At 71.8% G+C, this 25,476-nt stretch carries 22 protein-coding genes and 1 pseudogene; 8 read left to right on the top strand and 15 right to left on the bottom strand.

All coding sequences use genetic code 11. The annotated features are described in order from the left end of the window. The first annotated feature begins 58 nt into the window (after positions 1 to 58). The 3 genes from ACFWYS_RS08285 (at position 59) to ACFWYS_RS08275 (ending at position 3,291) form a co-directional block, all read left to right on the top strand. Complete coding sequence (locus ACFWYS_RS08285) at positions 59 to 646, top strand: TetR/AcrR family transcriptional regulator (RefSeq protein ID WP_384764912.1); 588 nt, start codon at positions 59 to 61, stop codon at positions 644 to 646. Further along, entirely contained in the window at positions 643 to 1,992 is a 1,350-nt protein-coding gene (locus tag ACFWYS_RS08280) for an MFS transporter (protein ID WP_384764911.1), read from the top strand. The genes ACFWYS_RS08285 and ACFWYS_RS08280 overlap by 4 nt, the downstream gene beginning before the upstream one ends. 66 nt (positions 1,993 to 2,058) lie before the next feature. Then, the gene (locus ACFWYS_RS08275; RefSeq protein ID WP_384764909.1) at positions 2,059 to 3,291 is read left to right on the top strand and encodes a serine hydrolase domain-containing protein; all 1,233 of its coding nucleotides are present in this window, start codon (positions 2,059 to 2,061) and stop codon (positions 3,289 to 3,291) included. A 46-nt stretch (positions 3,292 to 3,337) separates the two neighbouring features. Here the strand turns inward: ACFWYS_RS08275 and ACFWYS_RS08270 are convergent, their stop codons facing one another. The 4 genes from ACFWYS_RS08270 to ribA are packed head-to-tail and all read right to left on the bottom strand — an operon-like array spanning position 3,338 to position 7,211. Then, complete coding sequence (locus ACFWYS_RS08270; RefSeq protein ID WP_384764907.1) at positions 3,338 to 4,399, bottom strand: saccharopine dehydrogenase; 1,062 nt, start codon at positions 4,397 to 4,399, stop codon at positions 3,338 to 3,340. After that, a complete protein-coding gene (locus tag ACFWYS_RS08265) occupies positions 4,396 to 5,577 on the bottom strand; it encodes an NAD(P)/FAD-dependent oxidoreductase (protein WP_384764905.1) in 1,182 nt (393 codons plus the stop codon). The genes ACFWYS_RS08270 and ACFWYS_RS08265 overlap by 4 nt, the downstream gene beginning before the upstream one ends. Beyond that, positions 5,538 to 6,509: an ornithine cyclodeaminase family protein gene (locus tag ACFWYS_RS08260; RefSeq protein WP_384764903.1), complete on the bottom strand. Its 972-nt coding sequence runs from the start codon at positions 6,507 to 6,509 to the stop codon at positions 5,538 to 5,540. Before ACFWYS_RS08260 ends, ACFWYS_RS08265 begins: the two co-directional genes overlap by 40 nt. Positions 6,510 to 6,542: 33 nt before the next feature. Further along, positions 6,543 to 7,211, bottom strand: coding sequence for a GTP cyclohydrolase II (ribA, locus tag ACFWYS_RS08255; RefSeq protein WP_384764901.1), 669 nt, complete (start codon positions 7,209 to 7,211; stop codon positions 6,543 to 6,545). Positions 7,212 to 7,252: 41 nt separating this feature from the next. Between ribA and ACFWYS_RS08250 the strand changes: the two genes are divergently transcribed. Beyond that, a complete protein-coding gene (locus ACFWYS_RS08250) occupies positions 7,253 to 8,041 on the top strand; it encodes a creatininase family protein (protein WP_384764899.1) in 789 nt (262 codons plus the stop codon). 146 nt (positions 8,042 to 8,187) lie between these two features. Here the strand turns inward: ACFWYS_RS08250 and ACFWYS_RS08245 are convergent. From ACFWYS_RS08245 to ACFWYS_RS08225, 5 genes and pseudogenes are all read right to left on the bottom strand, one after another. Beyond that, a pseudogene (locus tag ACFWYS_RS08245) lies at positions 8,188 to 9,189 on the bottom strand (lysylphosphatidylglycerol synthase transmembrane domain-containing protein); the annotation flags it as partial. Beyond that, positions 9,186 to 10,136 (bottom strand): SAM-dependent methyltransferase, encoded by a 951-nt coding sequence (locus ACFWYS_RS08240; protein WP_384765108.1) that lies wholly within the window; start codon positions 10,134 to 10,136, stop codon positions 9,186 to 9,188. The pseudogene ACFWYS_RS08245 and the gene ACFWYS_RS08240, both read right to left, overlap by 4 nt. 113 nt (positions 10,137 to 10,249) lie before the next feature. Beyond that, positions 10,250 to 11,464, bottom strand: coding sequence for a glycosyltransferase family 4 protein (locus ACFWYS_RS08235; protein ID WP_384764898.1), 1,215 nt, complete (start codon positions 11,462 to 11,464; stop codon positions 10,250 to 10,252). Next, positions 11,461 to 11,859: a 6-pyruvoyl tetrahydropterin synthase family protein gene (locus tag ACFWYS_RS08230; RefSeq protein WP_384764896.1), complete on the bottom strand. Its 399-nt coding sequence runs from the start codon at positions 11,857 to 11,859 to the stop codon at positions 11,461 to 11,463. Before ACFWYS_RS08230 ends, ACFWYS_RS08235 begins: the two co-directional genes overlap by 4 nt. Positions 11,860 to 12,009: 150 nt before the next feature. Continuing rightward, complete coding sequence (locus ACFWYS_RS08225; protein ID WP_384764895.1) at positions 12,010 to 12,993, bottom strand: zinc-binding alcohol dehydrogenase; 984 nt, start codon at positions 12,991 to 12,993, stop codon at positions 12,010 to 12,012. A gap of 108 nt (positions 12,994 to 13,101) precedes the next feature. Here ACFWYS_RS08225 and ACFWYS_RS08220 point away from each other — a divergent pair, with 108 nt between their 5' ends. Further along, positions 13,102 to 13,863 (top strand): CDP-alcohol phosphatidyltransferase family protein, encoded by a 762-nt coding sequence (locus ACFWYS_RS08220; RefSeq protein ID WP_384764893.1) that lies wholly within the window; start codon positions 13,102 to 13,104, stop codon positions 13,861 to 13,863. 116 nt (positions 13,864 to 13,979) lie between these two features. Here ACFWYS_RS08220 and ACFWYS_RS08215 read toward each other — a convergent pair whose 3' ends face one another. The 4 genes from ACFWYS_RS08215 to ACFWYS_RS08200 are packed head-to-tail and all read right to left on the bottom strand — an operon-like array spanning position 13,980 to position 19,033. Next, positions 13,980 to 15,206, bottom strand: a complete 1,227-nt coding sequence (locus ACFWYS_RS08215; RefSeq protein WP_384764891.1) for an MDR family MFS transporter — start codon at positions 15,204 to 15,206, stop codon at positions 13,980 to 13,982. Further along, positions 15,203 to 16,990: an ABC transporter permease subunit gene (locus ACFWYS_RS08210; protein ID WP_384764890.1), complete on the bottom strand. Its 1,788-nt coding sequence runs from the start codon at positions 16,988 to 16,990 to the stop codon at positions 15,203 to 15,205. The genes ACFWYS_RS08215 and ACFWYS_RS08210 overlap by 4 nt, the downstream gene beginning before the upstream one ends. Before the next feature lie 3 nt (positions 16,991 to 16,993). After that, positions 16,994 to 18,490, bottom strand: coding sequence for an ABC transporter substrate-binding protein (locus ACFWYS_RS08205; RefSeq protein WP_384764888.1), 1,497 nt, complete (start codon positions 18,488 to 18,490; stop codon positions 16,994 to 16,996). A gap of 6 nt (positions 18,491 to 18,496) precedes the next feature. After that, entirely contained in the window at positions 18,497 to 19,033 is a 537-nt protein-coding gene (locus tag ACFWYS_RS08200; protein WP_384764886.1) for a GNAT family N-acetyltransferase, read from the bottom strand. Between the two features lie 167 nt (positions 19,034 to 19,200). Here ACFWYS_RS08200 and ACFWYS_RS08195 point away from each other — a divergent pair, with 167 nt between their 5' ends. Both ACFWYS_RS08195 and ACFWYS_RS08190 read left to right on the top strand, forming a co-directional pair. Then, positions 19,201 to 20,148 (top strand): ATP-binding protein, encoded by a 948-nt coding sequence (locus ACFWYS_RS08195; RefSeq protein WP_384764884.1) that lies wholly within the window; start codon positions 19,201 to 19,203, stop codon positions 20,146 to 20,148. A 50-nt stretch (positions 20,149 to 20,198) separates the two neighbouring features. Continuing rightward, a complete protein-coding gene (locus tag ACFWYS_RS08190; protein WP_384764882.1) occupies positions 20,199 to 20,591 on the top strand; it encodes an SCO5389 family protein in 393 nt (130 codons plus the stop codon). A gap of 27 nt (positions 20,592 to 20,618) precedes the next feature. Here the strand turns inward: ACFWYS_RS08190 and ACFWYS_RS08185 are convergent, their stop codons facing one another. Further along, on the bottom strand, positions 20,619 to 21,158 hold the full coding sequence (locus ACFWYS_RS08185; protein WP_384764880.1) for a hypothetical protein: 540 nt from the start codon (positions 21,156 to 21,158) through the stop codon (positions 20,619 to 20,621). Positions 21,159 to 21,317: 159 nt separating this feature from the next. Then, positions 21,318 to 23,009, bottom strand: a complete 1,692-nt coding sequence (locus ACFWYS_RS08180; protein WP_384764879.1) for a DUF6119 family protein — start codon at positions 23,007 to 23,009, stop codon at positions 21,318 to 21,320. Between the two features lie 241 nt (positions 23,010 to 23,250). Between ACFWYS_RS08180 and ACFWYS_RS08175 the strand changes: the two genes are divergently transcribed. Beyond that, entirely contained in the window at positions 23,251 to 25,452 is a 2,202-nt protein-coding gene (locus ACFWYS_RS08175) for an N-6 DNA methylase (RefSeq protein ID WP_384764877.1), read from the top strand. Positions 25,453 to 25,476: the final 24 nt, after the last annotated feature.

Here is a 25,476-nt window from a genome sequence, read left to right as displayed (position 1 = left end):
CTCCCAGCCCACCCCCGGGTCGTAGACAGTGTCTACTCGATCATGGTAGACAGTGTCTATGCCTTCTGTGCAGGAATCCGATTCAGGGCTGCGGGCCCGTCTGGTCGACGTCGGTGTGGATCTCGTGGCCCGGGAGGGCGCCCAGGCCCTCACCCTGCGGGAGATCGCCCGCCGGGCAGGTGTCTCGCACGGCGCCCCGCGCCGCTACTTCCCCACCCATCTGGAGCTGCTGTCGGCCATCGCCCGCCGCGGCTTCGAGGATCTCGCCCACCGGGCGACGGCTGCCGTCGGCGACGGTACGGCGGCTCCACGGGCGCAGCTGGCCGAGCTGGGGCGCGTCTATCTGGAGTTCGCGCTCGGCAACCGCGGCATGTACGAGCTGATGTTCCGTCACGATCTGCTGGAGAGCGGCCACTTGGGTCTGCGGGACACCAGCCTTCCCCTCTTCGGGCGGCTCCTGGACCTCGTCGGCCGGGCCCGCCCCGACGTCGACGCCCGGCTCGTCGCGGGTGCGCTGTGGGCCAACCTGCACGGGGTCGCCCAGCTGTGGGGCTGGGGAAGTCTTCAACTGGCCACGGGCGCCGACGAGTTCGTTCCTGTGCTGCGGTCCGTCCTGGACGCGCACCTCGGACTGGAGGGCGAGTGAATCCTCGGCTCACCCTCGCGAGCAGCATCGCCGGGGCCGTGCTCGTCGCGCTGGACGGGACCGTCCTCACCGTCGCCCAGCCGACCCTGCAACGCGATCTGGGCGCCTCCTTCGCCCAGGTCCAGTGGACCAGCACCGGCTATCTCATCGCGGTGGCAAGCCTGTTGGTGTTCGCCGGACGGCTCGGCGACCGCTACGGGCACCATCGGGTCTTCGGCATCGGGATGCTCGGCTTCGGAGCCGCGTCGGCGGGTGTCGCCGTGGCGCCCGGCGTCGGCTGGGTGATCGCGATGCGGGTCGTGCAGGGGGTGTTCGGGGCGCTGCTGCAACCGGCCACGCTCGGGATGCTGCGGGCCGCGTTCCCGCCCGACCGGCTGCGGACGCCGATCGCCGTGCGGACCGCCGCGATCGGGGTGGCCGCCGCTGCCGGGCCGGTCATGGGCGGTGCGCTGGTGGCGGGGCCGGGGTGGCGGGTCGTCTTCCTGCTGAACGTCGTCCCCGCCCTCGTCTTCGGTCTGCTCGCCCTCGCCGTACGGCCCCCTCGCGACGCCTCCCCCGCCCGGCTCGACCTGCCCGGCGCCCTCCTGCTCGCGGCGACCCTGGCCTGTCTGGTCCACGCCCTCGTCGCCCTGCCGGGGTGGGCCCTGACGGCCGCGACCGCCACGGTCACCGGTGTCGCCTTCGTCCGGCACGAGCGCCGTACCGCGAGCCCTCTGCTGCCGCCCGACGTCGTCGGCTCGGCGGCGGTCGGGTCGGCGCTCGGCATGCTGGTGGCCGCGTCGGCGGCGCTGTCCGGCGCGCTGTTCGTCGGCACGTTCCTGTTGCAGGACGCGCTCGGCATGGACCCCTTCCGGATGGCCCTCGTCAGTCTGCCGCTGGCGCTGCTGATGGTGCTCGCGGCGGCCTCGTGCCCGGTACTGCTGCGCCGGGCCGGTGCCCGCCGCACGACCGCGGTGGCGATGGTTCTGCTCGCGCTCGGCATCCTCGCCCTGTCCCGAGCCTCGGCCACTCCCGCCCTGTGCGCGGCGTTCACGCTGGTGGGGGCCGGGTTCGGCACGGTGATGGTGGCGGCGACCCATGCCGTCGTACGGGAGGCCGCGGTCGAGTCGGCCGGGGTGGCGGGCGGGCTGCAGCAGACCGCGATGAACGTGGGGCCCGTGCTGGGGGTGGCCGTCGCGACCGCGCTCACGGGGGCGGGCGGCGGCCCCGGGCTGCCGATGACGGCCCTCGCGGCCGTGGCGCTGGCCGGTGCGGTGCTGGGCCGCGCCCTCCCGGGACCGTATGCCGCCGCGACGGACGATCATGGGCAATCGAAGGACCGTACACGTGTTCCTGCGGGACGATGAGGTCAGAGGCCGTTCCGGCGGGGTATGCCGGAGCGCACCCTCGTCGTACGCATTCGGAGGAGAGCGATGGCACTGCTGACACAAGAGGTCGAGCCGGGTGAGGTCGGGCTGGACACGAAGGCGCTGGACCGCCTCGACCAGTACTTCGCCCACTACGTCGACGAGGGGCGGCTGCCCGGCTACCTGGTGTCCGTCGCCCGCGGTGGACGCGTCGCCCACCTCACCACGCACGGCCACCGCGACCGCGCGGCCGGGCTGCCCGTCGAGGCGGACACGCTGTGGCGGCTCTACTCCATGACCAAGCCGGTCACCTCGGTCGCCGCGCTGCTGCTGGTGGAGGAGGGAAAGCTGTCCCTCGACGACCCGGTCGGCCGCCATCTGCCCGCCTTCGCCGAGCCCCGGGTGTACGTCAGCGGATCCGGCGCCGACACGGTGACCCGTCCCGCCGACGGCCCGATAACCGTCCGGCACCTGATGACGCACACCGCCGGGCTGACGTTCGCCTTCTACCACACGCATCCCGTCGACGCCCTGTACCGCGACGCCAACCTGGAGTCGGCGGTGCTGCCGGGCTCCGACCTCGCCGAGACGGTCGGCGTGTACGCGAGCCTGCCGCTGCAGTTCGAGCCGGGCACACAGTGGAACTACTCGGTCGCCAGCAATGTCCTGGGCCGGGTCATCGAGGTCGTGTCCGGGCAGCCGCTGGACGCGTTCTTCGCCGAGCGGGTCCTCGGGCCGCTCGGGATGACCGACGCCGGGTTCCGGGTGCCCGACGAACAGGTGGGCAGGCTGGCCGAGTTGTACGGCGAGACCGAGGACGGCGGCATCGAGCCGATCCCGGGGCTCCCGCTGCGGGGCCGGCCCCGCTTCCTGTCGGGCAGTGGCGGTTTGGCGGCCTCCGCGCACGACGTCCACCGCTTCATGGAGCTGCTGCGGCGCCGCGGCGAGCTGGACGGCGTCCGTCTGCTGTCGCCGCAGACTGTGGACCTGATGACGTCCAACCAGCTCCCGGGCGGCGTCGATCTGCGCGCCTTCGGCAGCCGCCCCGCGCACGACGAGTCCGGCAACGACGGTCTCGGCTTCGGCCTCGGGGTCTCCGTGGTGATCGACCCGACCCGCACCAAGGCTCCGGCCGGACTCGGTACGTACGGCTGGAGCGGGGTGGCGACCACCACGTTCTGGGTCGACCCGAGCCGTGATCTGACGGTGCAGTTCATGACGCAGGTGCGGCCGCGGACCTCGCACACGATGTTCCAGGACCTGAAGCGGCTCGTGCACGAGGCCGTGACCGAGGACTGACGGCTGGGGCCGTGGGGCCGTCTACTGGTCCACCCGCACCGAGCGGTCAGTCACGGCGGAACTCCCCCTCTGTGATGCCGAGTTCACGGCAGGCCCGGCGGAACCGGTCGAGGCAGCGCCCCCACGGGCCGCCCGTCTCGAACTCCAGCAGCTGGGGCAGGAGCGCCGAGGAGAAGTCGGTGCTGGACTCGCGGGGCAGCAGTGAGGGGAGGTTGTCGATGGCGATCAGGTCGAGCGGGGGGTCTTCGCGCAGTCGGCGGACGGGGGCGGTCCAGTCGGTGGTGCGGTCGTAGATCGGGAGGACGTTCAGCGGGGAGCCGACGTCGACGGTGACGTCGCAGAGGGTGCGGAGCGCCCGGGCGGGGTCGTCCAGGTCCTGCTCGCGGAGGAAGGGCGGGACGGGGGTGGTGGCGAGGACGGCGTTCACCACCACGTCGTGCGCGAGGAGGGCGGGGCGGTCCAGGTCGCGGGTCTCTTCGAGGTCCCAGGGCGTCGCCTCGACCCCGGCGGTCAGCAGCGCCAGACGCGCGCCGCGGCCGCTGCGGCCCAGGGCGCCGATCACCAGCGCGGTGAACTCCCGGTCCTCCGGCGCGGGTTGGAGGAGTGCGTCCAGTTCGTCCTTCGAGGTGGGGGTGAGCGGTGCGACGAGCCTGCCCCGGTGCTGGAGGACGGCCAGGGCGGCGCCCAGGTAGCCGGCCCAGAAGCCGAAGGCGGCGAGCCGGCGGCCGCTGTCGTCCACCAGGTACTCCAGGTCGAGCAGCGCCCCTCCCCCGGCCGCGAACCGGTGGAGCAGGTCCCTGGCGCCGGGCTGCTGCTTGTAGGCGTGTCCGAAGTAGATGTGGCGGTGTGTCAGTTCGGCGGGTTCGTCGGGGAGTTCCTTCAGTCCGAGGACGACGGTGTCCGCCGGGGCCGACACCCACGAGCCGCTCGGCGCGATGCGGCAGCCGGCCGCCTCGTACTCCTCGACGGGGAAGATCCGCTGCGGGGACTCCTCGACGGTCAGTGTCACCCCGCTCTCGACCAGCCGTCGTGCGTCCGACGGCACGATCGGTGTGCGTCGCTCGGTGGAACGGACCTCGTGGCGCAGCCACAGATGGAGCTCGGTCATACGCGGTTGGCCTCCGGGCGCGGGGCGTCGGCCGCGAACCGGCCGGCGCTGAGCGGGCTGACGTCCACGAAGGGTACGCGGCCGAGGTACAGGTCGCGGACGACCTCGCCGACGGCCGGGCCCTGCAGAAAGCCGTGGCCGGAGAAGCCGGTCGCGTACAGGAACCGGGACACGGAAGTCGCCTCGCCGATCAGCGCGTTGTGGTCCGGGGTGACCTCGTACAGGCCCGCCCAGCCTCCGGTGCGGCGCAGGTCGAGCAGGGCGGGGGCGCGGTGCTCCATGGCGGCGGCCAGGCGGGGGATCCAGCGGTCGTGGGTGTCGGTGGCGAAGCCGGGCCGCTCGTCGGGGTCGGACATGCCGAGGAGGAGGACGGGGCCCTCGGCGTGGAAGTAGAGGCTGGTGGTGAAGTCGATGGTCATGGGCAGGTGCGGCGGCAGTCCGTCGACGGGTTCGGTGACCGCGATCTGGCGGCGCAGCGGCACCACGGGCAGCTCCACGCCGGCCATCGCGCCGACGGCCCGCGACCAGGCGCCGGCCGTGCAGATCACCGTGTCGGTGGTGATACGGCCGATGGTGGTGGTCACGGCGGTGATCCGGTCGCCGCGCAGTTCGATGCCGGTGACATCGGTGTGCCGTAAGATCCGCGCGCCGTACTCGCGGGCGGCGGACGCGTAGCCGTGGACGACGGCTTCGGGGGTGCAGTGGCCGTCGTCCGGGGAGAACGCGGCGGCCAGCAGGCCGTCGGTGGTGATCAGCGGGGAGAGCCGTTGCGCCTCGGCGGGGTCGATCATGCGGCTCGGTACGCCGAGGGTGTTCTGCAGGCGGACGCTCGCCTCGAAGCCGGCGACGTCCTCGGGGGTCGAGAGCAGGAAGAGATAGCCGACCCGGTGCAGGCCGATGTCGTACCCGGTCTCCTCCTCGAACCGTCCGAACGCCTCCAGACTGCGTGCCCCGAGCTGGATGTTGAGCTCGTCGGAGAACTGTGCGCGCACTCCGCCGGCCGCCTTGGCGGTGGACCCGGAGGCCAGTTCGTCGCGCTCGACGAGGAGGACGTCCCGTACGCCGGCGCGGGCGAGGTGGTAGGCGATGCTGGTGCCCATCACGCCGCCTCCGATGATGACGACGCTCGCGTGCGTGTTCACGGGCCCACCTTCCTGGCGGCCTCGACCACGGCCCATGCGGCGGCCGCGTCCTGGATGCCGAGGCCGACGCTGTTGTAGTAGACGATGTCCCCGGGTCCGGATCTCGGGAAGCTCTGCCCGGTGAGGACGGCACCGAGCCCGACCAGGTCCTCGGGGGCCAGCAGCCCCTCGCGCAGGGCGTCCACCACGGGCCCGGCGTGCTCGGCCGCGGTCACCGGGTCGTCGACGACGACGCTCGCGGCGTGCAGCAGCACATCCGCGTCCACCTCTCGGCGCCCGGGCTCGAACGACCCGACGCTGACCACCGTGGCCCCGGGCGCCAGCCACTCCCCGCGCACCACGGGTGTCGTGCTGAGCGTGCAGGCCGCGACCAGCGACGCCCCCGTGACGGCCTCCTGCGGGGTGTCGGCCGGCTGGACGGGCAGGCCCAGTTCGGCCGTGAGTTGCTCCGCGGCCCGGGTGCGATTGCGCGCGGTCGGACTCCACAGCCGCACGGACTTCACCTCGCGCACCCGGGCGACGGCCCGGGCGTGGGCGAGGGCCTGGGTGCCTGAGCCGAGGAGGGCGAGATCCGCGCTGTCGGGGGTGGCCAGGGCGTCGATCGCGACGGCGCTCGCGGCGGCCGTGCGCAGGGTGGTGATCGCGGTGCCGTCCATGACGGCGGCCAGGCGGCCCGTCACCGGGTCCAGCACGGTGATGACGGCGTGGATCGTGGGCAGGCCGGACGCCGCGTTGCCCGGGTTGACACTGCCGATCTTCGCGACGGTGCCGGTGTCCGCCGACAGCCGGGAGACGTACGCGAAGACGACGCTGTCGTCGAAGCGGCTCGGGTGCATGATCTTCCCGGGCAGGTCGGCCGCGTCGGCACCGAGCGCCGTGAATGCCGCGCGTTGCGAGGCGATCGCCGCGTCCAGGCCCAGCAGGCCCGTCACCTGGTCTCCGGAGAGGAAGAGGACGTCGTCGGTCATTCCCTCTTCCTGTCCGGACGAGCCTCGCGGCAATCAGGACAGGTGCGCGACCGCGTCCAGATGGGGCAGGTGGTGATCGAGGCGCTCCCGCTTGGTGCGCAGGTAGGTGATGTTGTTCTCGCACGGCGGGATCAGCAGCGGAACCGTCTCGGCGACCTGGATGCCGTGCCGCAGCAGCGCCTCGCTCTTGCGCGGGTTGTTGGACATCAGGCGGACGCTCTGTACGCCCAGGTCGTGCAGCATCTCGGCGGCGACGCCGTAGTCACGGGCGTCCACCGGCAGTCCGAGCGCGAGGTTGGCCTCGACGGTGTCCAGGCCCTCCGCCTGCAGGGCCATCGCGCGCAGCTTGGCGAGCAGGCCGATGCCGCGGCCCTCGTGGCCCCGCAGATAGACGACTATGCCGGAGCCCTCGGCGACGACCGCGCGCAGCGCGGAGGCGAGCTGGTCGCCGCACTCGCAGTGCTGGGAGCCGAAGGCGTCGCCGGTGAGGCACTCGGAGTGCAGCCGGGTGAGCACGTCCTCGGTGCCGATCTCGCCGTACACGAGGGCCACTTGTTCGTCGCCGCGGTCATGGTCGAGGTAACCGATCGCGCGGAATTCCCCGTACACGGTGGGCAGCGGGGCATTCACCACGCGTTCCACGCCGGAACGCTGCGTCCGCGGTGCGGACTTCTTGCCGAGGACGCCAACTTTTTCTGTCATGATTCTTCAGTTCCTAAGCAGAGACGAAAGGCCGGAAAAAGATGAGTGATGCGCAGACGCGGCCGGCGGCGCACTCGCTGGTGCCGGCGGACACCACCGAGGACGTACGGGCCCGAGGCGCGGGCGTCTCACGACAGGTCGCGGTCCTCCCCGTCGGGAGCTTCGAGCAGCACGGTCCGTTCCTTCCGCTGGCGACCGACACGCTCGTGGCCTGCGCGATCGCGCGCGAGATCGCAGCGGTGCACCCGGTGCACCTCCTTCCGCCGGTGACGATCGCCTGCTCGCACGAGCACGCGGCCTGGCCGGGGACCGTCAGCATCTCCTCGGTGACCCTTCATGCGGTGATACGGGACATAGCGGCTTCACTCCGCCGGTCGGGCGTCGACGCCCTGGTGCTGGTCAACGGGCACGGCGGAAACTACGTACTGGGCAATGTCGTTCAGGAGTCCTCCGCGTGCGGCGAGCGAATGGCGCTGTTCCCGGCCCCGGAGGACTGGGAGACCGCCCGGGAACGGGCGGGGGTGGAGACCTCGTTGCTCACCGACATGCACGCGGGGGAAATTGAGACCTCCATCCTTCTGCACACTCATCCCGAATTGATCCGACCCGGTTATGAGACTTCCGATTTCGTGGCGGACGACCGACGTCATCTCCTGACCCTCGGTATGTCCGGCTATACCGATTCGGGAGTCATAGGCCGCCCTTCGCTGGGCTGCGCGGAAAAGGGGAAGCGGCTGCTGGCGAGCCTCGCGGATTCCTTCGGCGCGTATGTGTCACTGCTGACCTCCGCGGACGATTCCGTAGCGGACACGGGAGACGCACGAAAATAGTCGCCGACCTCCGGGTCCGCCACGGTGCGGGCGGATCCGGACGCCGCGCGCAGCCCGGTGTACCAGCGGGCGACCAGGACGAGGGCGCCGGGCAGGGCGGCCACGAAGCTGAGCACGCCGTACACGACGGCGACGGCCAGCCCCATGTCGGCGCCCAGGCCCGCGGCGCCGAACGCCCAGGCGGTGACCCCCTCGCGGGGACCGAAGCCGCCGATGTTCAGGGGCAGCCCCATGGCGAGCAGGGCTAGCACGGCGAGCGGCAGCAGGGCGGCCACCGAGGCGTTGGTGCCGGCGATCCTCGCGGCGAGCACGAACATCGCGATGTGGCCGGCGAGGACGACGGCGGAGGAGACGGCGACGCCGGGCCCGTTGCGGCGGGACAGCAGTGCTTCCCGTGCCTCGTCGAGCGTGGTGCGCAGGGCCGTCGGGTTCGACCGGTCCCGGCGGGAGGGCGCCCGGTTCATGCGCACGGCGGCCACGACGGCGAGCGCGCCCACCGCCGCGAACAGCAGCACGGGGGTGAGGTCCCGGGCCTGGTTCAGCACCGGGGACGGCATGGTCAGCAGGACGACGGCACCGACGGCGGTGAGGGCGACCTGTCCGGCCGTCCGCTCCAGCACGACCGCGCGGACCCCGCGGCCCAGGTCACCGGCGCTCTGCCCGTGCCGCACCGCCCGGTGCACATCGCCGAGGACGCCGCCGGGCAGGGCCGCGTTGAGGAACAGGGCCCGGTAGTAGTCGGCGACGGCCGGCCGCAGCGGCAGCCGGATCCGCAGCCCGCGCGCCACCAACTGCCAGCGCCACGCGCTGAACACGGTGGTGACGAGCCCGACCCCGAGCGCCGCGCACAGCGCCGTCCCGTCGATCCGCCGCAGCCCGTCGAGAAACACACCGGTACCGAGCCGCCAGAACAGCGCCACGAGGATGGCGACACCGACGGCCGTGCCCAGGTGGGTGCGGACGGCGGGGGTGTTGAGGCGGGACAGGACGGTACGCGGGCGGGTGCGGGGCGACTTGGCGGCCGCTTCCGGGCGGGGCTCGGAGACGATGACGTCGATACGGGAGGGCCCGGTCAGGCCCGCACGTATGCCGTGCGGCTCGGTGACCGGGCGTTCGGCGCGTGCCCTCGTGACCGTCTCCACGCTCATGACGCTCCGCCCGTCGGACGGCACAGTGCCAGCAGGTCGCTGTGGTGGACGACGGCGGTCAGTTCGCCCGCCTCGCAGGCGGCGAGACGGTCGCGCAGATAGCGGTCGGCGCGCTCGCGCAGTTCGGGGCGCTGCTCGACCGCCGCGCCGACCCAGCCGCGCAGCCACTGGGCGGTGAGCGCCGATTCGGCGGGGCCGAGCCGCCAGGGGCTCGGGTGTATCTGGACGGTCGCGCCGTGCTCGGAGAAGGCCTCGGCCGCGGCGTTGACCGCGTCCGGGCCGAGCAGTCCCGAGCGCCGCTGGTGGGCGTTGAACGCCTCGGCGATCTCCGCGTCCAGCGGGTCGGACGGGGTGAGTTCGACGCGCCCCGCGACGGAGAGCGTCAGCAGCGCCGGGCAGCCCGCGCCCGCGCAGGCGGCGGCGAGGGTGTCGATCTCCTCGCGGGTGAGGACGTCCAGCAGTGCGGAGGCCGTCACCAGCGAGGCGCCCTTGAGGCCGTCCGGGGTGAGGCGGCCGACGTCGCCGCGGCGCGTCTCGACCGTGACGCGGCTGCCGTCGGCGCCGGAGCGCGGGGAGGCCACCGCGGCGAAGTGCAGCAGGTACGGGTCGCGGTCGTGCAGGACCCAGTGCTGGGCGCCGTCCAGATGGGGCGCGAGCCAGCGGCCCATGGAGCCGGTGCCGCAGCCCAGGTCGTGGATGACGACTCCGCCGGTTCGTCCCGGCAGGTTGGCGAACCGGATCCGCAGTGGGTCGAGCAACTCGTGCGCGCGGGCGCTCGCATCGGCGCCTTCGCGCAGCTCCAGCCACTCGGGGGCGTACCGGGGCGGGTCGTCCGGCCCGGCGTCGCGCAGCCGTACGGTGGCCCGCTCGCCGGGGCGGAACACGGGCCCGGCGCCGAGGATCACGACGTCGTCGTCGGACGCCGCCGGTATGGACGCACCGCTCATGTTGCCCCCTGCCGAAACGATCCCGCGCTGCGCCGAGGGGTCCTCGGCGGCGGCCTCCCGGGGGCCCGGCTGGGCCGGAATCGTGTCCCCGCCCTGTGTCGTTGCCGTCTTCCTCATGCCGCCCTCCGGGGTTCGTTCGGCAGTCGGCCCAGTACCGTGGCCAGGCTGCGGGCCGTGCCGGCCCAGCCGTTCAGGGCGGCCCGGCGTCCCCGGGCCGCCGCCTTCAGTCGGCGTCGTACGTCCGCCTCGCCGAACCAGCCGCGCAGTTCGACGGCGATCGCGGCGGGGTTCTCCGGCGGGACGAGGATGCCGGGGACACCGCCGTCGGGGGCTCGGCCGACCGCCTCCGGGACACCGCCGACGTCCGTCGCGAGCACCGGGATGCCGCGTGCGAGCGCTTCGGTCACCGCCATGCCGTACGTCTCGGCGTAGGAGGTGAGCACCATCAGGTCGGCGGTGTTGTAGCTGGCGTCGAGTTCGGCGCCGGACTGCGGGCCCGCCAGGACCAGCCGGTCCTCAAGGCCGTGCCGCGCGATCAGCGACCGCAGCCCGGCCACGTACTCGGGGTCGTGGTTCAGCCCGCCCACACAGACACAGCTCCACGGCAGGTCGGCCACCGCGGCCAGCGCCTCCACCAGCCGGTGCTGCCCCTTGCGCGGCGTCACCGAGGCCACGCACAGCAGCCGCGACACGCCGTCGGTGCCGGACGCGAGGGGCGCGATGTCGGCGCCGGGGGCGGCGACATGGACCCGGTCGGGGGCGAGGCCGTGGTGGGCGACGAGACGGCGGACCGCCCAGTCGCTGGTGGCGATGACCGCGGGGACGGCGCGCAGCACGGTGCGTTCGCTCGCGTCCAGCTCCGCGGCGAGGGCGGGGTCCAGGCCCGTCTCGTCGCCGAGCGGCAGATGGACGAGGACCGCGAGGCTCAGCCGTTCCGCCTCCGGGACGATGATCTCGGGGACGCCGCAGGCGACCATCCCGTCCAGCAGGACGACGGTGCCGTCCGGGAACTCCCGCAGCGTGCGGGCGAGTTCCGCACGGGCCGCCGCGCCGGGGCGGGGCCAGCTGCCGTCCACCGCGTGCTTGTGCACCTGCCAGCCGAAGCCGGGCAGATCCAGACTCACCCGCCGGTCATAGGCGTTGCCGCCGCTGGGCGCGGTCTGGTCGTCGACGCCGCCCGGCATGACGAAGTGCACGGAGCGCAGGGACATGGGGATGATCTCGGCGTTCTTCAGGACGGAGTTCTGCACCGGCACATAGCCGAGCTTGACCTTGTCCGTGGTCGTCCGCTCCGGCTCGGCCGGCTTCTCCAGCGTCACGTCGGTCACAGGGCACGCTCATAACTCGCCCAGGCGACATGCGACTCGTGCAGGGTGACGGTGAGACCGGCGAGGCCCCTGGCGCCCTCGCCGAGGGCGCCCTTCTCGATCCGCTCGGCGAGCCGGTCGGCGATGACCTTGGCGAGGAACTCGGTGGAGGTGTTGACGCCGGCGAAGTCGGGTTCGTTGTCGAGGTTTCTGTAGTTCAGCTCCGCGACGACGGCACCCAGTTCCTGCGTGGCCAGTCCGATGTCGACGACGATGTTGTCGTCGTCCAGCTGCTCGCGCCGGAACGTGGCGTCCACCAGGAACGTCGCTCCATGCAGGCGCTGCGCGGGTCCGAAGACCTCGCCGCGAAAGCTGTGGGCGATCATGATGTGATCGCGGACGGTGATGCTGAACAACGGACACCCTCCAGGTGCGGTGCGTTCCTCATCCCCGCTGATCGTTGCCGGGGATGTCGAGTAGTACGGCTCTTCGCTTCCCGTTGTTCAGCGGTCTCTCACTCTTTTCTCAGGTCAGGCGCTCTTGTCGTCCCGGAATGAGCGAGTGCGTCAGGGCGTGTCCGCGTACCGGACTCGGTGGCACAGCGCCGGGATCTGCCCGGAGGCCAGCTTCGGCAGCACATCCGGAAGCTCCTCGAAGGCGCTCTCCCCCGTGATGAGCGCGTCGAGCGCCGGGTCGGCGAGCAGGTCCAGGGAGAGCGCGAGCCGGTCGGCGTAGGTGCGGCTGCCGCTGCGGGCCGGGGAGACGGTGCCGACCTGGCTGCTGCGTACGACGAGCCGCCGGGAGTGGAAGGCCTCGCCGAGCGGCAGGCCGATCCGTCGGTCGCCGTACCAGCTCAGTTCCAGGACCGTGCCCTCGGGCCTGAGCAGTTCGAGCGCGCGGGCGAGGCCCTGTTCGGTGGCGCTGGCGTGGACGACCAGGTCGCAGTCGCCGAGTGCGTCCTCGGGGGCGGCGAACGCGATACCGAGGGCCTCGGCGACCTCGGCCCGGCCGGGATCGGCGTCGACCAACTGCAGCCGTACGCCCGGGAAGCGGGCCAGCAGGGCGGCCACCGAGCAGCCGACCATACCGCCGCCCACCACCGCGATCCGGTCGCCGACCAGGGGTGCGGCGTCCCAGAGGGCGTTGACCGCGGTCTCGACGGTGCCGGCCAGGACGGCGCGTTCGGCGGGCACCGTGTCGGGTACGACGGTGACCGCGCTCGCGGGGACGACGTAGCGGGTCTGGTGCGGATACAGACAGAACACCGTACGGCCGACGAGCGAGGCGGGACCCTCCTCGACTGTCCCGACGCTCAGATAGCCATACTTCACCGGGGCGGGGAACTCGCCCTCCTGGAACGGCGCGCGCATGGCCGCGTACTGGCTCTCCGGGACGCCGCCACGGAACACGAGTGTCTCGGTGCCCCTGCTGACTCCGGAGTACAGCGACCGCACGACGACATCGCCCTCGGCCGGCTCCGGGAGGGTGACCTCGCGGAGTTCTCCTTCGCCCGGGGAGTTGAGCCAGAACGCGCGTGCGGTGCGGTTCATCGGAATCCTCCTGAACGATCGTGAAGCCGTGCACGTACGGAGGAGTGCACAGGTCGCGCACAGTACGCGGCCTTGATCGACTCTGTCATCTGGCCCGGAGGATGTGCGGTGGCCCTGAACAACACTTACGACGCAAGGCTGGTCCAGCAGGAGACCGCTGTGGGAGCGGGCGTGCAGATCCTGTTGCTGGCCCTGCTCGGATCGGCGATCGGCCTGGGGCCGGCGGGCTGGCTCACCGGCCTCGTCTTCGCGATCGCCACGTGGGCGCTGCTCTCGCTGGCCCTGCACCGTTCGCGGCTGCGCTCCTTCGGGCCGGCGAACCGGGTCACGCTCGGGCGGGCGACGCTGGTGGGCGGCGTGACGGCGCTGGTGGCGGACTCCTTCTTCCAGAGCTCGCCGCCCGTCACGCTGTTCGTCGGACTGACGGCGGTCGCGCTGATACTCGACGGCGTGGACGGCAAGGTGGCCCGTCGTACGGGCACGTCGACGGCCCTGGGCGCGCGCTTCGACATGGAGGTCGACGCGTTCCTGATCCTGGTGCTCAGCCTTTATGTCTCCATGTCGCTGGGGCCCTGGGTGCTTCTCATCGGCACCATGCGTTACGCCTTCGTCGCCGCCGCCCGTGTCTGGCCCTGGCTGAACGCCCCGCTTCCGCCCAGCACGGCCCGTAAGACGGTCGCCGCCATGCAGGGCGTGTTCCTGCTGCTGGCCGCCTCCGGGTACCTTCCGCACGCTGCGACGTTCGTGGTCACGGCGACGGCTCTGGCCGCGCTGGTCTGGTCGTTCGGCCGGGACGTCATGTGGCTGTACCGGACGTCGCGGATGCCGGAGGCTTCGGTGGTGGAGGTTCGGGAGCTGGTTGCTTCCTGAGCGGGGGTGGTGGTTGCGGGGGATGCCTGCGGCGGTCTGCTCGTGTTCGGTGGGGGCGTGCGTAGCGCCTGAGGGTGCGTTGTGGGTCGGGGCCGTGCGCGACTGCTGCGCCGCCCTTATCTGCGCGGCAGAACCCCGATCGCCGCCAGTGGTACGGCCGCCAGCACCAGCCAGGGGACGGCGGCGGGGAGGTCCGTGTCCAGGAGGGTGCCGGTTGCTGAGGTGCCGATCAGGACTATCAGGCCGGAGACCGAGGACAGGGCCCCGGTGTAGAGGCCGAGTCGGCCCTCCTCGGCCAGGTCGGGGACCCAGGCTCGGGCGACCGGTGCCACGAGCATCTGGCCCAGGGTGAGCAGGACCACGAAGGCGGCCGCGGGCAACAGGGCTGCCGTGCCGGTCCAGTCGGCGGGGCGGGCCGCGGCCACGGCTGCGAAACCCGCCGCGATCAGGCTGAGTCCGGCGACCATGGACCGGCGCAGGGTGAGTCGCTCCCCTACCCAGCGGGTGACGGGCAACTGGGCGACTGTCACCAGGAGTGAGGACAGGGCGAACAGCCAGGCCAGTGCGGTCTGGGAGCCGGTGGCTCGCTCCACCTCGTCGGGGAGGGCGAGGTAGAGCTGGTTGTAGGCGAGCAGATAGGCGCCGTAGGCACTGCAGAGGGCGAGGAAGCGGCGGTTGCGCAGCAGCTTGCCCATGCCGCCGCGGAATCGGACGCCTCCTCGGCCGGGTATGTGTTGGGGCAGCAGCCATGCGTGCCCGGCGAGGACGAGTACGAAGATGGCGGCGCCGGCCAGGCAGACCGTGCGGAAGTCCATCGAGAGCAGGAGTGCGCCGAGGAGCGGTCCGACGAATGCGCCCGCCTGCCCTGCCACCGTCAGCAGCGCGAGGACGCGGGTGCGGGAGCCGGCGCCCGACTCCTCCCAGAGGACCGCCTGTCTGGCCACCTCGGACTCCACTGCGGGCGAGAACAGTGCGGCGGCGAAGCCGATCAGCAGCACCGCCCCGATCACCGCCCAGGTCGCTTTCGCATATCCCAGCCATGCGAAGCCGGCGATCCGCAGTACGCAGCCTGTGAGCACGACCGGTCGTATGCCGTACCGGTCGGACAGCGCGCCGCCCACGACGAACAGGCCCTGCTGGCTGAAGGTGCGCAGCCCCAGTACGAAGCCGACCAGCCAGCCCGCCATTCCCACGGCCTGTCCCAGGTGCTCGGCGAGGAAGGGCAGCACGGCGAAGAAGCCGATGTTGAAGGCGAGTTGGGTGAGGATGAGGAGGCGGAGCAGGGGGGAGAGGCGGGGGCGGTCGGCGGGCGCCTTGCGGAAGCCGAGTGACGGTGCGGTCATCGCGATGCCACCAGCTTGCTTGTGTGTGGGGGCTGTTCGGGTATGGGCTCGGCGCCGGTTCGGCGACGCCTCCCACGGCCCGCTCCGCCTGCCGCCGTCACCGCCAGTGCTCCCAGGAGGGCGAGTACGGCGGCCGGGGCGAGGACTGCCCAGGGGGCGCGTTCGGCGTAGGGCTGGTTCTCGGCCAGGAGCAGGCCCCACTCCGGGGAGGGTGGCTGGGCGCCCAGGCCGAGGAAGGCCAGGGAGGCGAGGGCCAGGGCGATGCCGGGGAGGCGGAGCAGGGCGTGGCGGGTGACGGGTGGCAGTACCGCGGGCAGCAGTTCGTGGCGCAGGAGGTACCAGGGGCCGGCGCCCAGGGCTCGGGTCGCGGTCAGGTGGAGGGCGGCGCGTTCCTGGCGTAGCAGCGCGGAGGTGTGGGCGGCCAGCGGTGTCCAGGCGACGGTGGCCACGGCGAGCGCGGGTGTGGTGGTTCCGCTGCCGACGACCGCGGTGACGAGCAGGGCGACGAGGACCGGCGGCAGCGCGGTGACCGTGTCCACGAGCGGGCCGGACAGGCGGGGCAGCAGGCCGAGCGCGACGCCGGTGAGCAGGGTGGCGGCGGTGATGGCGAGGGCGAGGAGCAGGGTGTCCAGGGCGCCGTGCGCCACGCGGGCGAGCATGTCCCTGCCGAGGGCGTCGGTGCCGAAGGGATGCTGCAGGGAGGGGGCGGCGAGTCGCTCGGCGGTGTCGAGGGCCAGCGGGTCGCGGGGGAGGCCGAAGGCGATGACGGTGGTCAGCAGGCTGCCGTAGGCGAGGGGCAGGAGCCTGTGTGCGGGGGCCGGACGGCGGTGCAGTGTCGGCAGTGCGCCGTCCCGCAGGGCCGGGCCGATCAGCAGGCGGGTGAGGAGGTGGGCCAGTGCGGCGGCGGCTGCGGCGAGCAGGACGAGGGCGAGGGTGCCGGCCTGGAGGACAGGCAGGTCCTGGGCGAGGGCGGCCTGGAGGGTGGTGCGGCCGAGGCCGGGTATGTCGTAGATCTGCTCGACGGTGACCGCTGCGCCGGTCAGTCCTACGACGAACAGGCCGGTGTTGGGGAGCAGGCCGGGCAGGCTGCGGCGCAGGGCCTGGCGGGCGACCGTGCGGCCGGGCAGTCCGCGCGCGGTGGCGGCGAGCGCCCAGGGCTCGGCGAAGGCGCCGGGGAGCAGGTCGTCCAGGAGGCGGCCCAGGACGGCGCCGGCGGGCAGGCCGAGGGCGAGGGCGGGCAGGATCGTCCACTGGAAGCCGTACCAGCCGAGGGCCGGAAGCCAGCCCAACTGCACACCTACGACGGTGGCGAGCACGGACGCGGTGAGGAATTCGGGCAGTGCGGCGAGTACGGCGGAGCCGGTGCCTCCCGCGCGCCGTCCGTCGAGTCGCCGCCGCGCGCCGAGCCACAGGGTGCGGGCGCAGATCAGCGCGGCGGTGAGGGCGGCTACCGCCAGGGCCACCGCCATCAGCAGCAGGGACACGCCGAGCGCCTGGAGCACGGCGGGCGTGACCTCGCTGCCGGATATCCAGGACCGTCCGGCGTCCCCGCGCCACAGGCCGCCCAGCCAGTCGCCGAGGAGGTGGAACGGGCCGCGGTCCAGGCCGAGTTGGGCGCGGATGTCCGCCAGCACCTCGGGGGTCGGGTCGCGGTCCGCCGAGCGGGCCTTGAGGACGGTGAGCGCCGGGTCGGTGTGCGAGAGCCAGGGCAGCACGCCGATGGCACACACCAGGGCGGCCGCGATCCCCGCACGCCACAGCAGCGTGACTGCCTGCCGCCGCACGGGTCAGCGCCGCGTGCCGACACCGACGAGGGTGCGCTCGTACGGGTCGAGGAGCGCGCCCCGGATGTGGGTGCCGACGCCGGTGATGATGCGCTGGTGGACCAGCGGTACGACGGCGTCCGTGCCGAGGATGCGGGCCTCGGCTGCCATCGCCGTGTCCTGCCGCTCGGCGGTGTCGGCGGTGCCCTCGGCCTTGGCGACGGCCCGGTCGACGTCCTTGTCGCAGAGCCGGGCGATGTTGTAGCCGCCGTCGCAGGTGTAGTCGCTCGCGAGGACGGAGACGGGGTCGCCGGTGTCGACGAGGGTGTTGCGGGCGAGGACGAACGCGTCGAACTTGCCGGCCAGCGCGTCGCTCTCCAGCCGCGAGTACTCGCGCACCTCCAGCGTGACGTCGAACCCGGCCTTCTCCAGCTGCTGTTTCAGCACCTGGGCGACCTCGGGGAGTTCGGGCCGGTTGTCGTACGTGGCGAGCGTGAACCGTGCCCCGTCGGCCTTGGCCGCCTTCGCGCGCCCGACCGGCTCGGTCCGCTTGCCTGCGGCCCAGGTGACGGCGGGCCCGTAGATACCTGTGCCGGCGTCGGCGTATCCCTCGTAGACGCCCTTGGCGAGCGCGGAGGTGTCGACGGACTGCCGGGCGGTGGCCCGCAGCGCGGCGTCCTTGAAGGGGCCCTTCCGGGTGTTGAGGAGCAGGCTCGTGGTGCGGGTCGTGGCGGTCGCCTTGCGGGTGGCCTTGTCGAGGGTGGCGGCCTGGGAGACGGGGACGGCCTCGGCGAGGTCGACCTGGTCGGTGCGCAGGGCGCTGGCGCGGGCGGTGCCGTCGGCGACGAACTTGACGTCGATGCCGGGGGCCTGGGCGCGCCCGCCCCAGTAGTCGTCGTAGCGGTCGAGGGTGGCGGCGGTCGTGCCCATCACCTTGGTCAGCTCGAAGGGCCCGGTGGCGGTGCCGACCGGGTCCACCTCGCCCTGCTTGCTGTACGCCTTGTCGGCGAGCACGGCGAGGGAGGGGCTCGACAGACGCAGCGGCAGGATGGGGTCGGGGGACCCGGTGGTGATCCGTACGCCGGTGCCGCCGTCGGCCTTCGCCGTGAGGGTGACACCGACGAGGGCGGCCGGGACGGGCTTGGCCTGTGTGGCGTGGGTGAGGGCGGCGGCGACCGCGGCCGGGGTGACGGTGGAGCCGTCCTGGAAGGTGGCCTCGCGCAGGGTGAACAGCCAGGTGCGGTCGTTCTCCTGGCGCCACGAGGAGGCGAGGGCGGGTGCGGCGGCGCCGTTGGCGTCCAGTGCGGTCAGGCCCTCGGTGACACCGAGGCGGCTGAGGATGGTGGAGTCGGCGCCGTACGGCGAGAGGTTCTCGGCGGGCGGGAAGGCGAGGGCGACCCGGAGGCGGGATCCGGCGTCGGCGCCCTCGGCGGAGTCGGTGCCGCCACCGGAGGCGAAGCAGCCGGCGAGGAGGGGGGCCAGCGCGAGGGCGGCGAGGAACGGGCGGGTTCGGCGTCGCACGGTGGTCTATCGCTCCATCGGTATCTCGAAGTGGACGACGCCGTTGCCGCCGCCCGTGTCCTCACGTTCGTCGTGCACGACCTTGCCGAGCGAGCGCCAGAAGCCCTCGGCGCCCGGCACCTTCGGGTCGGTGTGCAGATATACGGCGCGGTAGCCGCCGTCCGCGGCCGCGAAGGCGAGCAGGTCCGCGACGAGCCGCCGGGCCAGACCGCGCCTGCGGTGCTCGGCGCGGACATAGACGCGGCGCAGCTGCGCGGTCTCGCCGGAGGGATAGCGCTCGGCGAGGTCGCGCGGGTTCGGCGGGTGGGCCGGGCCGCGGGAGTCCAGGGCGGCGGTGGCCACGACAGCGTTGTCGCGCGGGTCGAGCGCGACGAGGAGGGTGTGGCGGGGCGGGGCGAGGTAGGCGGCGGCCGGGTCGATGATGTCCGCATGCCAGCGGGGCACATAGCCGGTGCCGAAGTCGTGGTAGACGGTGTCGAGCATCAGGGCTCGCGCACCGTCGAGGTCGTCCGGGCTCGCCGCCCTGATGCTGTAGTCGCGCACTTGCACATCATATGCATTAAGCAAAAGGGGTGATCACCACAGCCCCCTTGATCCTCACAACCCCCTTACGGCCCAAGCGATTTGACAGCGATCATGAGCCGCGGTCAACCTGGCCACATGACATCCATTTTCAACAAGGGTACCCTGGTCCCGAAGGCGGTTCGCTGATGCGTATCGCCTTCGTCGGCAAGGGCGGCAGCGGCAAGACGACGCTGTCGGCGCTCTTCTCCCGCCACCTGGCCCGCTCCGGCGCCCCCGTGCTGGCCATCGACGGCGACATCAACCAGCACCTCGCCGAGGCGCTCGGCCATGACGGGGAGCCACTGGACGCCCCGCCCCTCGGCGCCCATGTGCGGGACATCAAGGAGTTCCTGCGCGGCACCAACCCGCGCATCCCCTCCGCCGACGCCATGATGAAGACCACCCCGCCCGGCCGCGGCTCCCGTCTCCTGACCCTCCTCGGCGACGACGAACTGCACACGCGACACGTCCGGCGCGTGGGCGAGGTGCCCCTGATGGTGACCGGCGAGTTCGACGAGAGCGACCTCGGAGTGGCCTGCTACCACTCCAAGCTCGGCGGCGTGGAGCTCTACCTGAGCCACCTGGTCGACGGCCCCGGCGAGTACGTCGTGGTCGACATGACGGCAGGCGCGGACGCCTTCGCGTCGGGCCTGTTCACCCGCTTCGACATGACCTTCCTGGTGGCCGAGCCGACCCGGAAGGGCGTCTCGGTCTACCGCCAGTACCGGGACCACGCCCGCGAGTTCGGCATCCGCATCGCCGTCATCGGCAATAAGGTGACGGGCGAGGACGACCTGCTCTTCCTCAAGGAGGAGGTGGGCGACGACCTCCTCACCCACCTGCACCACTCCTCCTGGATCCGCGCGGCCGAACAGGGCCGGGGACAGGGCGAGTTGGAATCCGAGAACGTCCACGCCCTGAACATCCTGCGCGAGACGGTCGACGGACTGCCGAAGGACTGGGCCACCATGCACGCCCACGCCGTCGAGTTCCATCTGCGCAACGCCCACGCCTGGGCGGACGACCGCACGGGCGGCGACCTGGCCGCCCAGGTCGACCCGGACTTCGTACCGGGCCCCGCGGCACTGGCCTGACCTCCCCCCTCTCCCCTACGCCCCCCCGATCCCTGGACAGGAAGCCCCGCATGTCTCTCGACGTCTCCCCGAAGCTCCTCGCCGAGGCCGAACACGGTGACATCCGCGAGGAGGACTTCGTGGACACGGTCCGCACCTCGCTGCCGTACGCCTACGACCTCATCGCCTCCCTCGCGACCGAACTGCGCGGGGGCACTGCCGAGTTCACCGACAACCAGACCCCTCCCCCGTCGGAGCAGGAACGCGGCCAGCTCCTGCGCGCCCTGGCCAGCGACGCCATCCGGGGCAGCCTGGAGCAGCACTTCGGCGTGACCCTCGCCTTCCAGAACTGCCACCGGGTGGCGGCGTTCCGGCCGGAGGCGCGGGGTGGGGAGACGTATGGGCGGTTCACTTCTGTGCGGTCGCAGGTGTTGAACCAGTCGCCGGAGTTCCGGGACTGCTGAACTGACGCATCCCCATGCATGGCCGGTCTACTCGACGCCGGTCGCGTCGAGTAGACGAATCAGGTCCTCGCGGCCGTAGCCGAGCAGTGCGGCACGATGAACGGCCATCAGGAGCAGGTGGGCCACGATCTTCGCTCCGTATCCGTCCTTTCCGTCGCCGAACCACTCGTCGGGCTTCTCGATGCCGAGGCTGTTCATCACCAGTCCGTGCTGCCGGCGGATCTCGGCGACGGTATCGGCCACGGCCTCCAGGAGCGTCCTTCCTGGACGCTCGCACTGCAGGGCAAAGGAGCCCCAGTCGACGGGAGTACAGCCGTTCGGCGGGTTCTGACGCAGGCTCGCGTACCGCTCATCGTCAAAGCCTCCGTGACCGAACCAGTCGTCCACCAGCGCGAATCGGTGGTACCCCGGCGGCACGGAGGGTGGCGGAGGCGTGTAGTCCCAACCAGCGTCTTCGTACAGGCGCCGCTTGACCTCTTCCTCGTCGGTGTCCGTCACCGTGAAGCCGGTATCGGTGTTGCGGCCGGTGGTCGTGCCATCGGGGTTGCGGTGGAAGGACAGGCTCATGTGCACCTCGTCGTCTGCGCGGGGCGGTGACCATCAACGGTGGTTCCCCGGAAGACCGTAGGCACCGGGGAACCACAACCCACGACAGGTGAGAGACGTGTCATCCCTACGCGTGACGATCTCGCCTGGACGGCACCGTTCGACGCGGCCCCTCGCCCGTCAGCACACCGGCTGATCCTCGACAGTCGGGATGTCGACCACAGCCACCTCGATTCCGTGAGCGCGCAGTGCCCGAGCGGCCTGCAAGAGGGACATCTGCGCGAACGTGAAGAGGTTCTGCGTCGTCAGCGGCTTCCCGCTCTTCAGGGAGATCGCGTACACGACCTTGGTCGGAACGAAGTCGTCGCCGATGGAGTGAACGGGGTTCTCCTCGCGCACGCGTCGGACGAACTCGGCTCTCGCCTCGCTGTCGAACCGCAGGGCGTCGGCCGACACCCGCCCCTGGGCGAAGAGGTGGCTGAGCGGTGCCGAGGACTCGGCGCGCTTCACATGGACAAGAGTGCCGTCCGCAGCCACGAGATCCGCGGCCTCGATCCCGTAGGGATGCTGCGCGGTTCGGATGAGCTTGCGGTCCAGGCAGGCGTAACCGTGCTTGCGCGCCTCCTCGTTGTAGTGCTTCTCCTCCTTGAATTCGGAGGTCCAGTTGAAGAGCGTGATTCCCGCCGGTGCCGCCAGGAGGGACTCGACCTCGCTCCGTACGCCGTCCAGGTACTGGTCGCCGATCTCGAACCATCGGCCCTCGTGGTGGAAGTATCGACTGGAGCCGAGGGGAATCTCGGCCGCGAGCCACTTGTGGGCCTTCACCTGGCTGCTGATCGGGGATCTTCCCTGGTCGTCGTTGTGCATCTGTATGTACCCGTCCGTCAGCGCAGGGAGTCGCTTCCCGGACGGCACGTCCTCCAACAGATCGAGCACGTCGCTGAGTTCGAGCGAGGGGAACAACTCTCGGTGACCGCCGACCTTCACTCGGTACGACGAGGCGCCGTCCTCCTGATCCAGACAGGCCGCTGGCACCGCGAGTGCGAGGCTCCCGGCATCCGGCCCCGCGCCGAGGAGGTCGTCCAGCTTCTCCTCCAACGTCGCGCGTCGCGGGTCACCGGTCTTGAGCGGACGCACCCGGGCGATGGCCTCGAAGTCCGGCGCCGGAGACTTCCGCGAGAGGATGCCCTGGATCCCCCGGAGGTCCTGGAGGAGGTCTTCGGGCTCTGATCCCAGATGGATCTTCAACGAGTCGTTACCGGCGATCTGGACCGTCCGCCGACTCGCTCGGCTGATGGTCAGCTCGGTCTCCCCGATGATCCCGACCAGGCGACTGACCACCTCGCCGTACTCCTCGATGGGGAAGGCACGGATGTGCTGTCCCTGCGCGGCCGAGCTCCGGTCGGTGCGCCCCCGGGCGTCCATGAGGCTGTGAGTGACCTGGCGGATGGCGTCGGGCTGCGCGGCTCGTAGGACGAAGTTGAATCCGAATCCCGGGGAGATGCGGGCCTGTTCGAGGAGCAGCTGCCCCATGCCGAAGGTGAGCGCGAAGACCTCTCCGTCAACGGGGAGGAGGAGAGCGCAGGCCGACGTGCGGTTCTCCACCTGGGGCTTACGCCCGGTCAGGGCGTCAACGGCGGCGGTCCAGTCGGGCGGGCGGTGACGGCCGATGACGCCGTGGCAAAGGAGACCGGGCGCACCTCCGGTCGCGACCTCCTCCACCACGAAACCGTGGTCGCGCTCGTATCTGAGATTGAGGGCGGCCCGGAGATCGGCGGACGTGGTCCCCGTGTCCTGCAGGAGGTAGAGGGTGCTACGGCGGGTGCGGACGGCGCCGGCTGTGGGCTGGGCGATGTTCTGTATGAGCGTCACGGTGGTGATTGCCTTCCTGTTTCTTGAGGCGTCCGCCTGGTTGTTGTGAGTGCCGGCGCCTCCGGGCGCGAGCACCGGAGCGATCGCGGCATGAGGCAGCGGCGCACCGATTGCGGCCGAAGCCCCAATCGGAAGCAACTCCAGAGAAGCATGTCCATGAAAGCATCGTCAAACACATTGACAGATTTGACGACCGTTGTAGGGTGTTTACTGTTCACTACCGAGAGGCCAAGGACCCGCCATGCGCCAGCCATCCGCCCAGGTGACAGCCGCCGAGATCTCCCGCATCGCGGGGGTCACGCGCGCCACCGTCAGCAACTGGCGCCGTCGGCACGTCGACTTCCCGGCCCCGTCCGGCGGCACGGAGAGCAGCCCGCTGTACGACTTGGAGACGGTTCGCGCTTGGCTCGCCTCACGCGGTCAGGCATCCGCGGCCAACCCGAGAGAGGAACTGCGCACGACCCTGCGCCTTCACGCACAGGGCAGCGAGGGTGGCGGCGTGGCGACACTGCTCCCTTTGGTGCCGGCCGCAGCCCGCCGCACGACGGATGAGCTGACGGAACTGATGGAGCTGACGGACGCGGACCTTATCGCCCGTGCGGACAGGGCAGCGGCGGACCTCTCGGACACGGTCCCGGGCGCGGAGGCCGTGCACTTCACGGCTGCCGATGTCCCCGCGCTGCGTGCTCTGCTTCTCTGTGTACGCGACGAGGGCGGGCAGGCCGCGCTCGGCGTGCTCGCGGAGCGCGAACTTGAGGACAGCGCGGCCAGTGGCACCTATCAGACGCCGGCGCCTCTGGCCGACATCATGGCGCGCCTCGTCCCTGGTGGCCCGGCAGCCGTCTTCGACCCGGCCTGCGGAAGCGGCACCCTGCTGGCGGCTGCCGCCCGGCTCGGGGCGGGTGAGCTGTATGGCCAGGACACTCTGCCCGTGCAGGCCCAGCGCAGCGCTGTGAGCCTGATGCTGACAGCGCCGGACGCGGCGGTCAGCATCCGCACGGGCGACAGCCTGCGGGCCGATGCCTTCTCCGGCCTGACCGTCGATGCTGTGCTGTGCAACCCGCCGTACGGTGACCGCGACTGGGGCCACGACGAATTGGCTTACGACCCGAGGTGGGCGTACGGCGTCCCGGCCCGGGCCGAGTCGGAGCTGGCCTGGGTCCAGCACGCGCTTGCCCACCTTGCTCCCGGCGGTTACGCGGTGCTGGTCCTCCCGCCCGCGACCGCGTCGCGCGCGTCGGGGCGGCGTGTGCGCGCCGAGCTGGTGCGGAGCGGGGCACTGCGTGCGGTGGTCGCGCTGCCTGTGGGTGCGTCGGCGCCGCTGCACATCGGGCTTCAGATCTGGGTGCTGCAACGGCCTGAACCGGGTGGGGCGGAGCGGAAGTCGGTTCTGTTCCTCGATACGACGGAGACAGCGACGGCGCCGGCGACAGGGCGAAGCGGACCGGCTCAGTCCCGTACGCGGGGTGGAGGACGTGTCGCTCTGGACTGGGATGGGCTGACGCGACGCGTGCTGAACGCGATGGAGGCGTTCACGGCAGATCCGGACACATTCACGGACGATCCCGGGACGGCACGTGCGGTCCCTGTGGTCGACCTGCTCGACGATGTCGTCGACCTCAGTCCCGCCCGGCAGGTGCGTGTATCGCAGTCCAGCATCGACCCGACGGAGCTGGCCACACTTGTGGACGCGGCTCGGCTGGATCTCGTACTGGCAGCGAAGTCGCTGGGCGATGCGGCTGATTACAACGACTGGAGCGCGGCAGGGACTTCATCGCGTGAGTGGCGTACGGCGACGGCCTCGGACCTGACGAGGGGCGGGGCTCTGACCTTGCTCCGTACGGCGCCGGAGGGGAGGGAGCCGCGCGGTGATCGAGACTCGGATGTGGACTCGGAGGCGCGGGCGGTGCTGACGGGGGCGGACATCGCCCGGGGCACGGCCCCTTCCGGCGATCCGACGGAAGTTCGGAGCGACCTGGCCCCAGTCATCGCCGCGGGTGATGTTCTCGTACGCGCGGTGGCAGCCGGCTCGGGACCCATGGCCCGCGTGGCGAACGAGGACGACGTCGGCGCGCTGCTCGGCACACATGTCCACCTCTTCCGCCCGGATCCGGCTCGCCTGGACCCATGGTTCCTGGCCGGGTTCCTGGGGGCCGAGGACAACATCGCGGGTGCTTCGACGGGTAGCACGGTGCTGCATGTCAGCCCGGGGCGACTGCGGGTTCCGTTGCTGCCGCTGGAGGAGCAACGGGGGTATGGGGAGGCGTTCCGGCGGGTGCAGGAACTTCGGCTTCAGGCGAGTCGCGCGGCGCGCCTCGCTGAGGAAACGGCGAGGCTGTTGGGGGGTGGGCTGACGGGTGGGGGCTTGGTTCCGGGTGAGCCCGCTCGCACGGCAGGCGGCGCCTACTCGACGTCGGGCAAGGCTGACTCGCGTTCGGCCTGAACCGCCCTTGGATCTTCAAACATC

Origin of the sequence: Streptomyces sp. NPDC059010 (assembly GCF_042740355.1) — a bacterium.
Lineage (GTDB): Bacteria > Actinomycetota > Actinomycetes > Streptomycetales > Streptomycetaceae > Streptomyces.
This window is presented reverse-complemented; position numbering and strand designations above follow the sequence as displayed.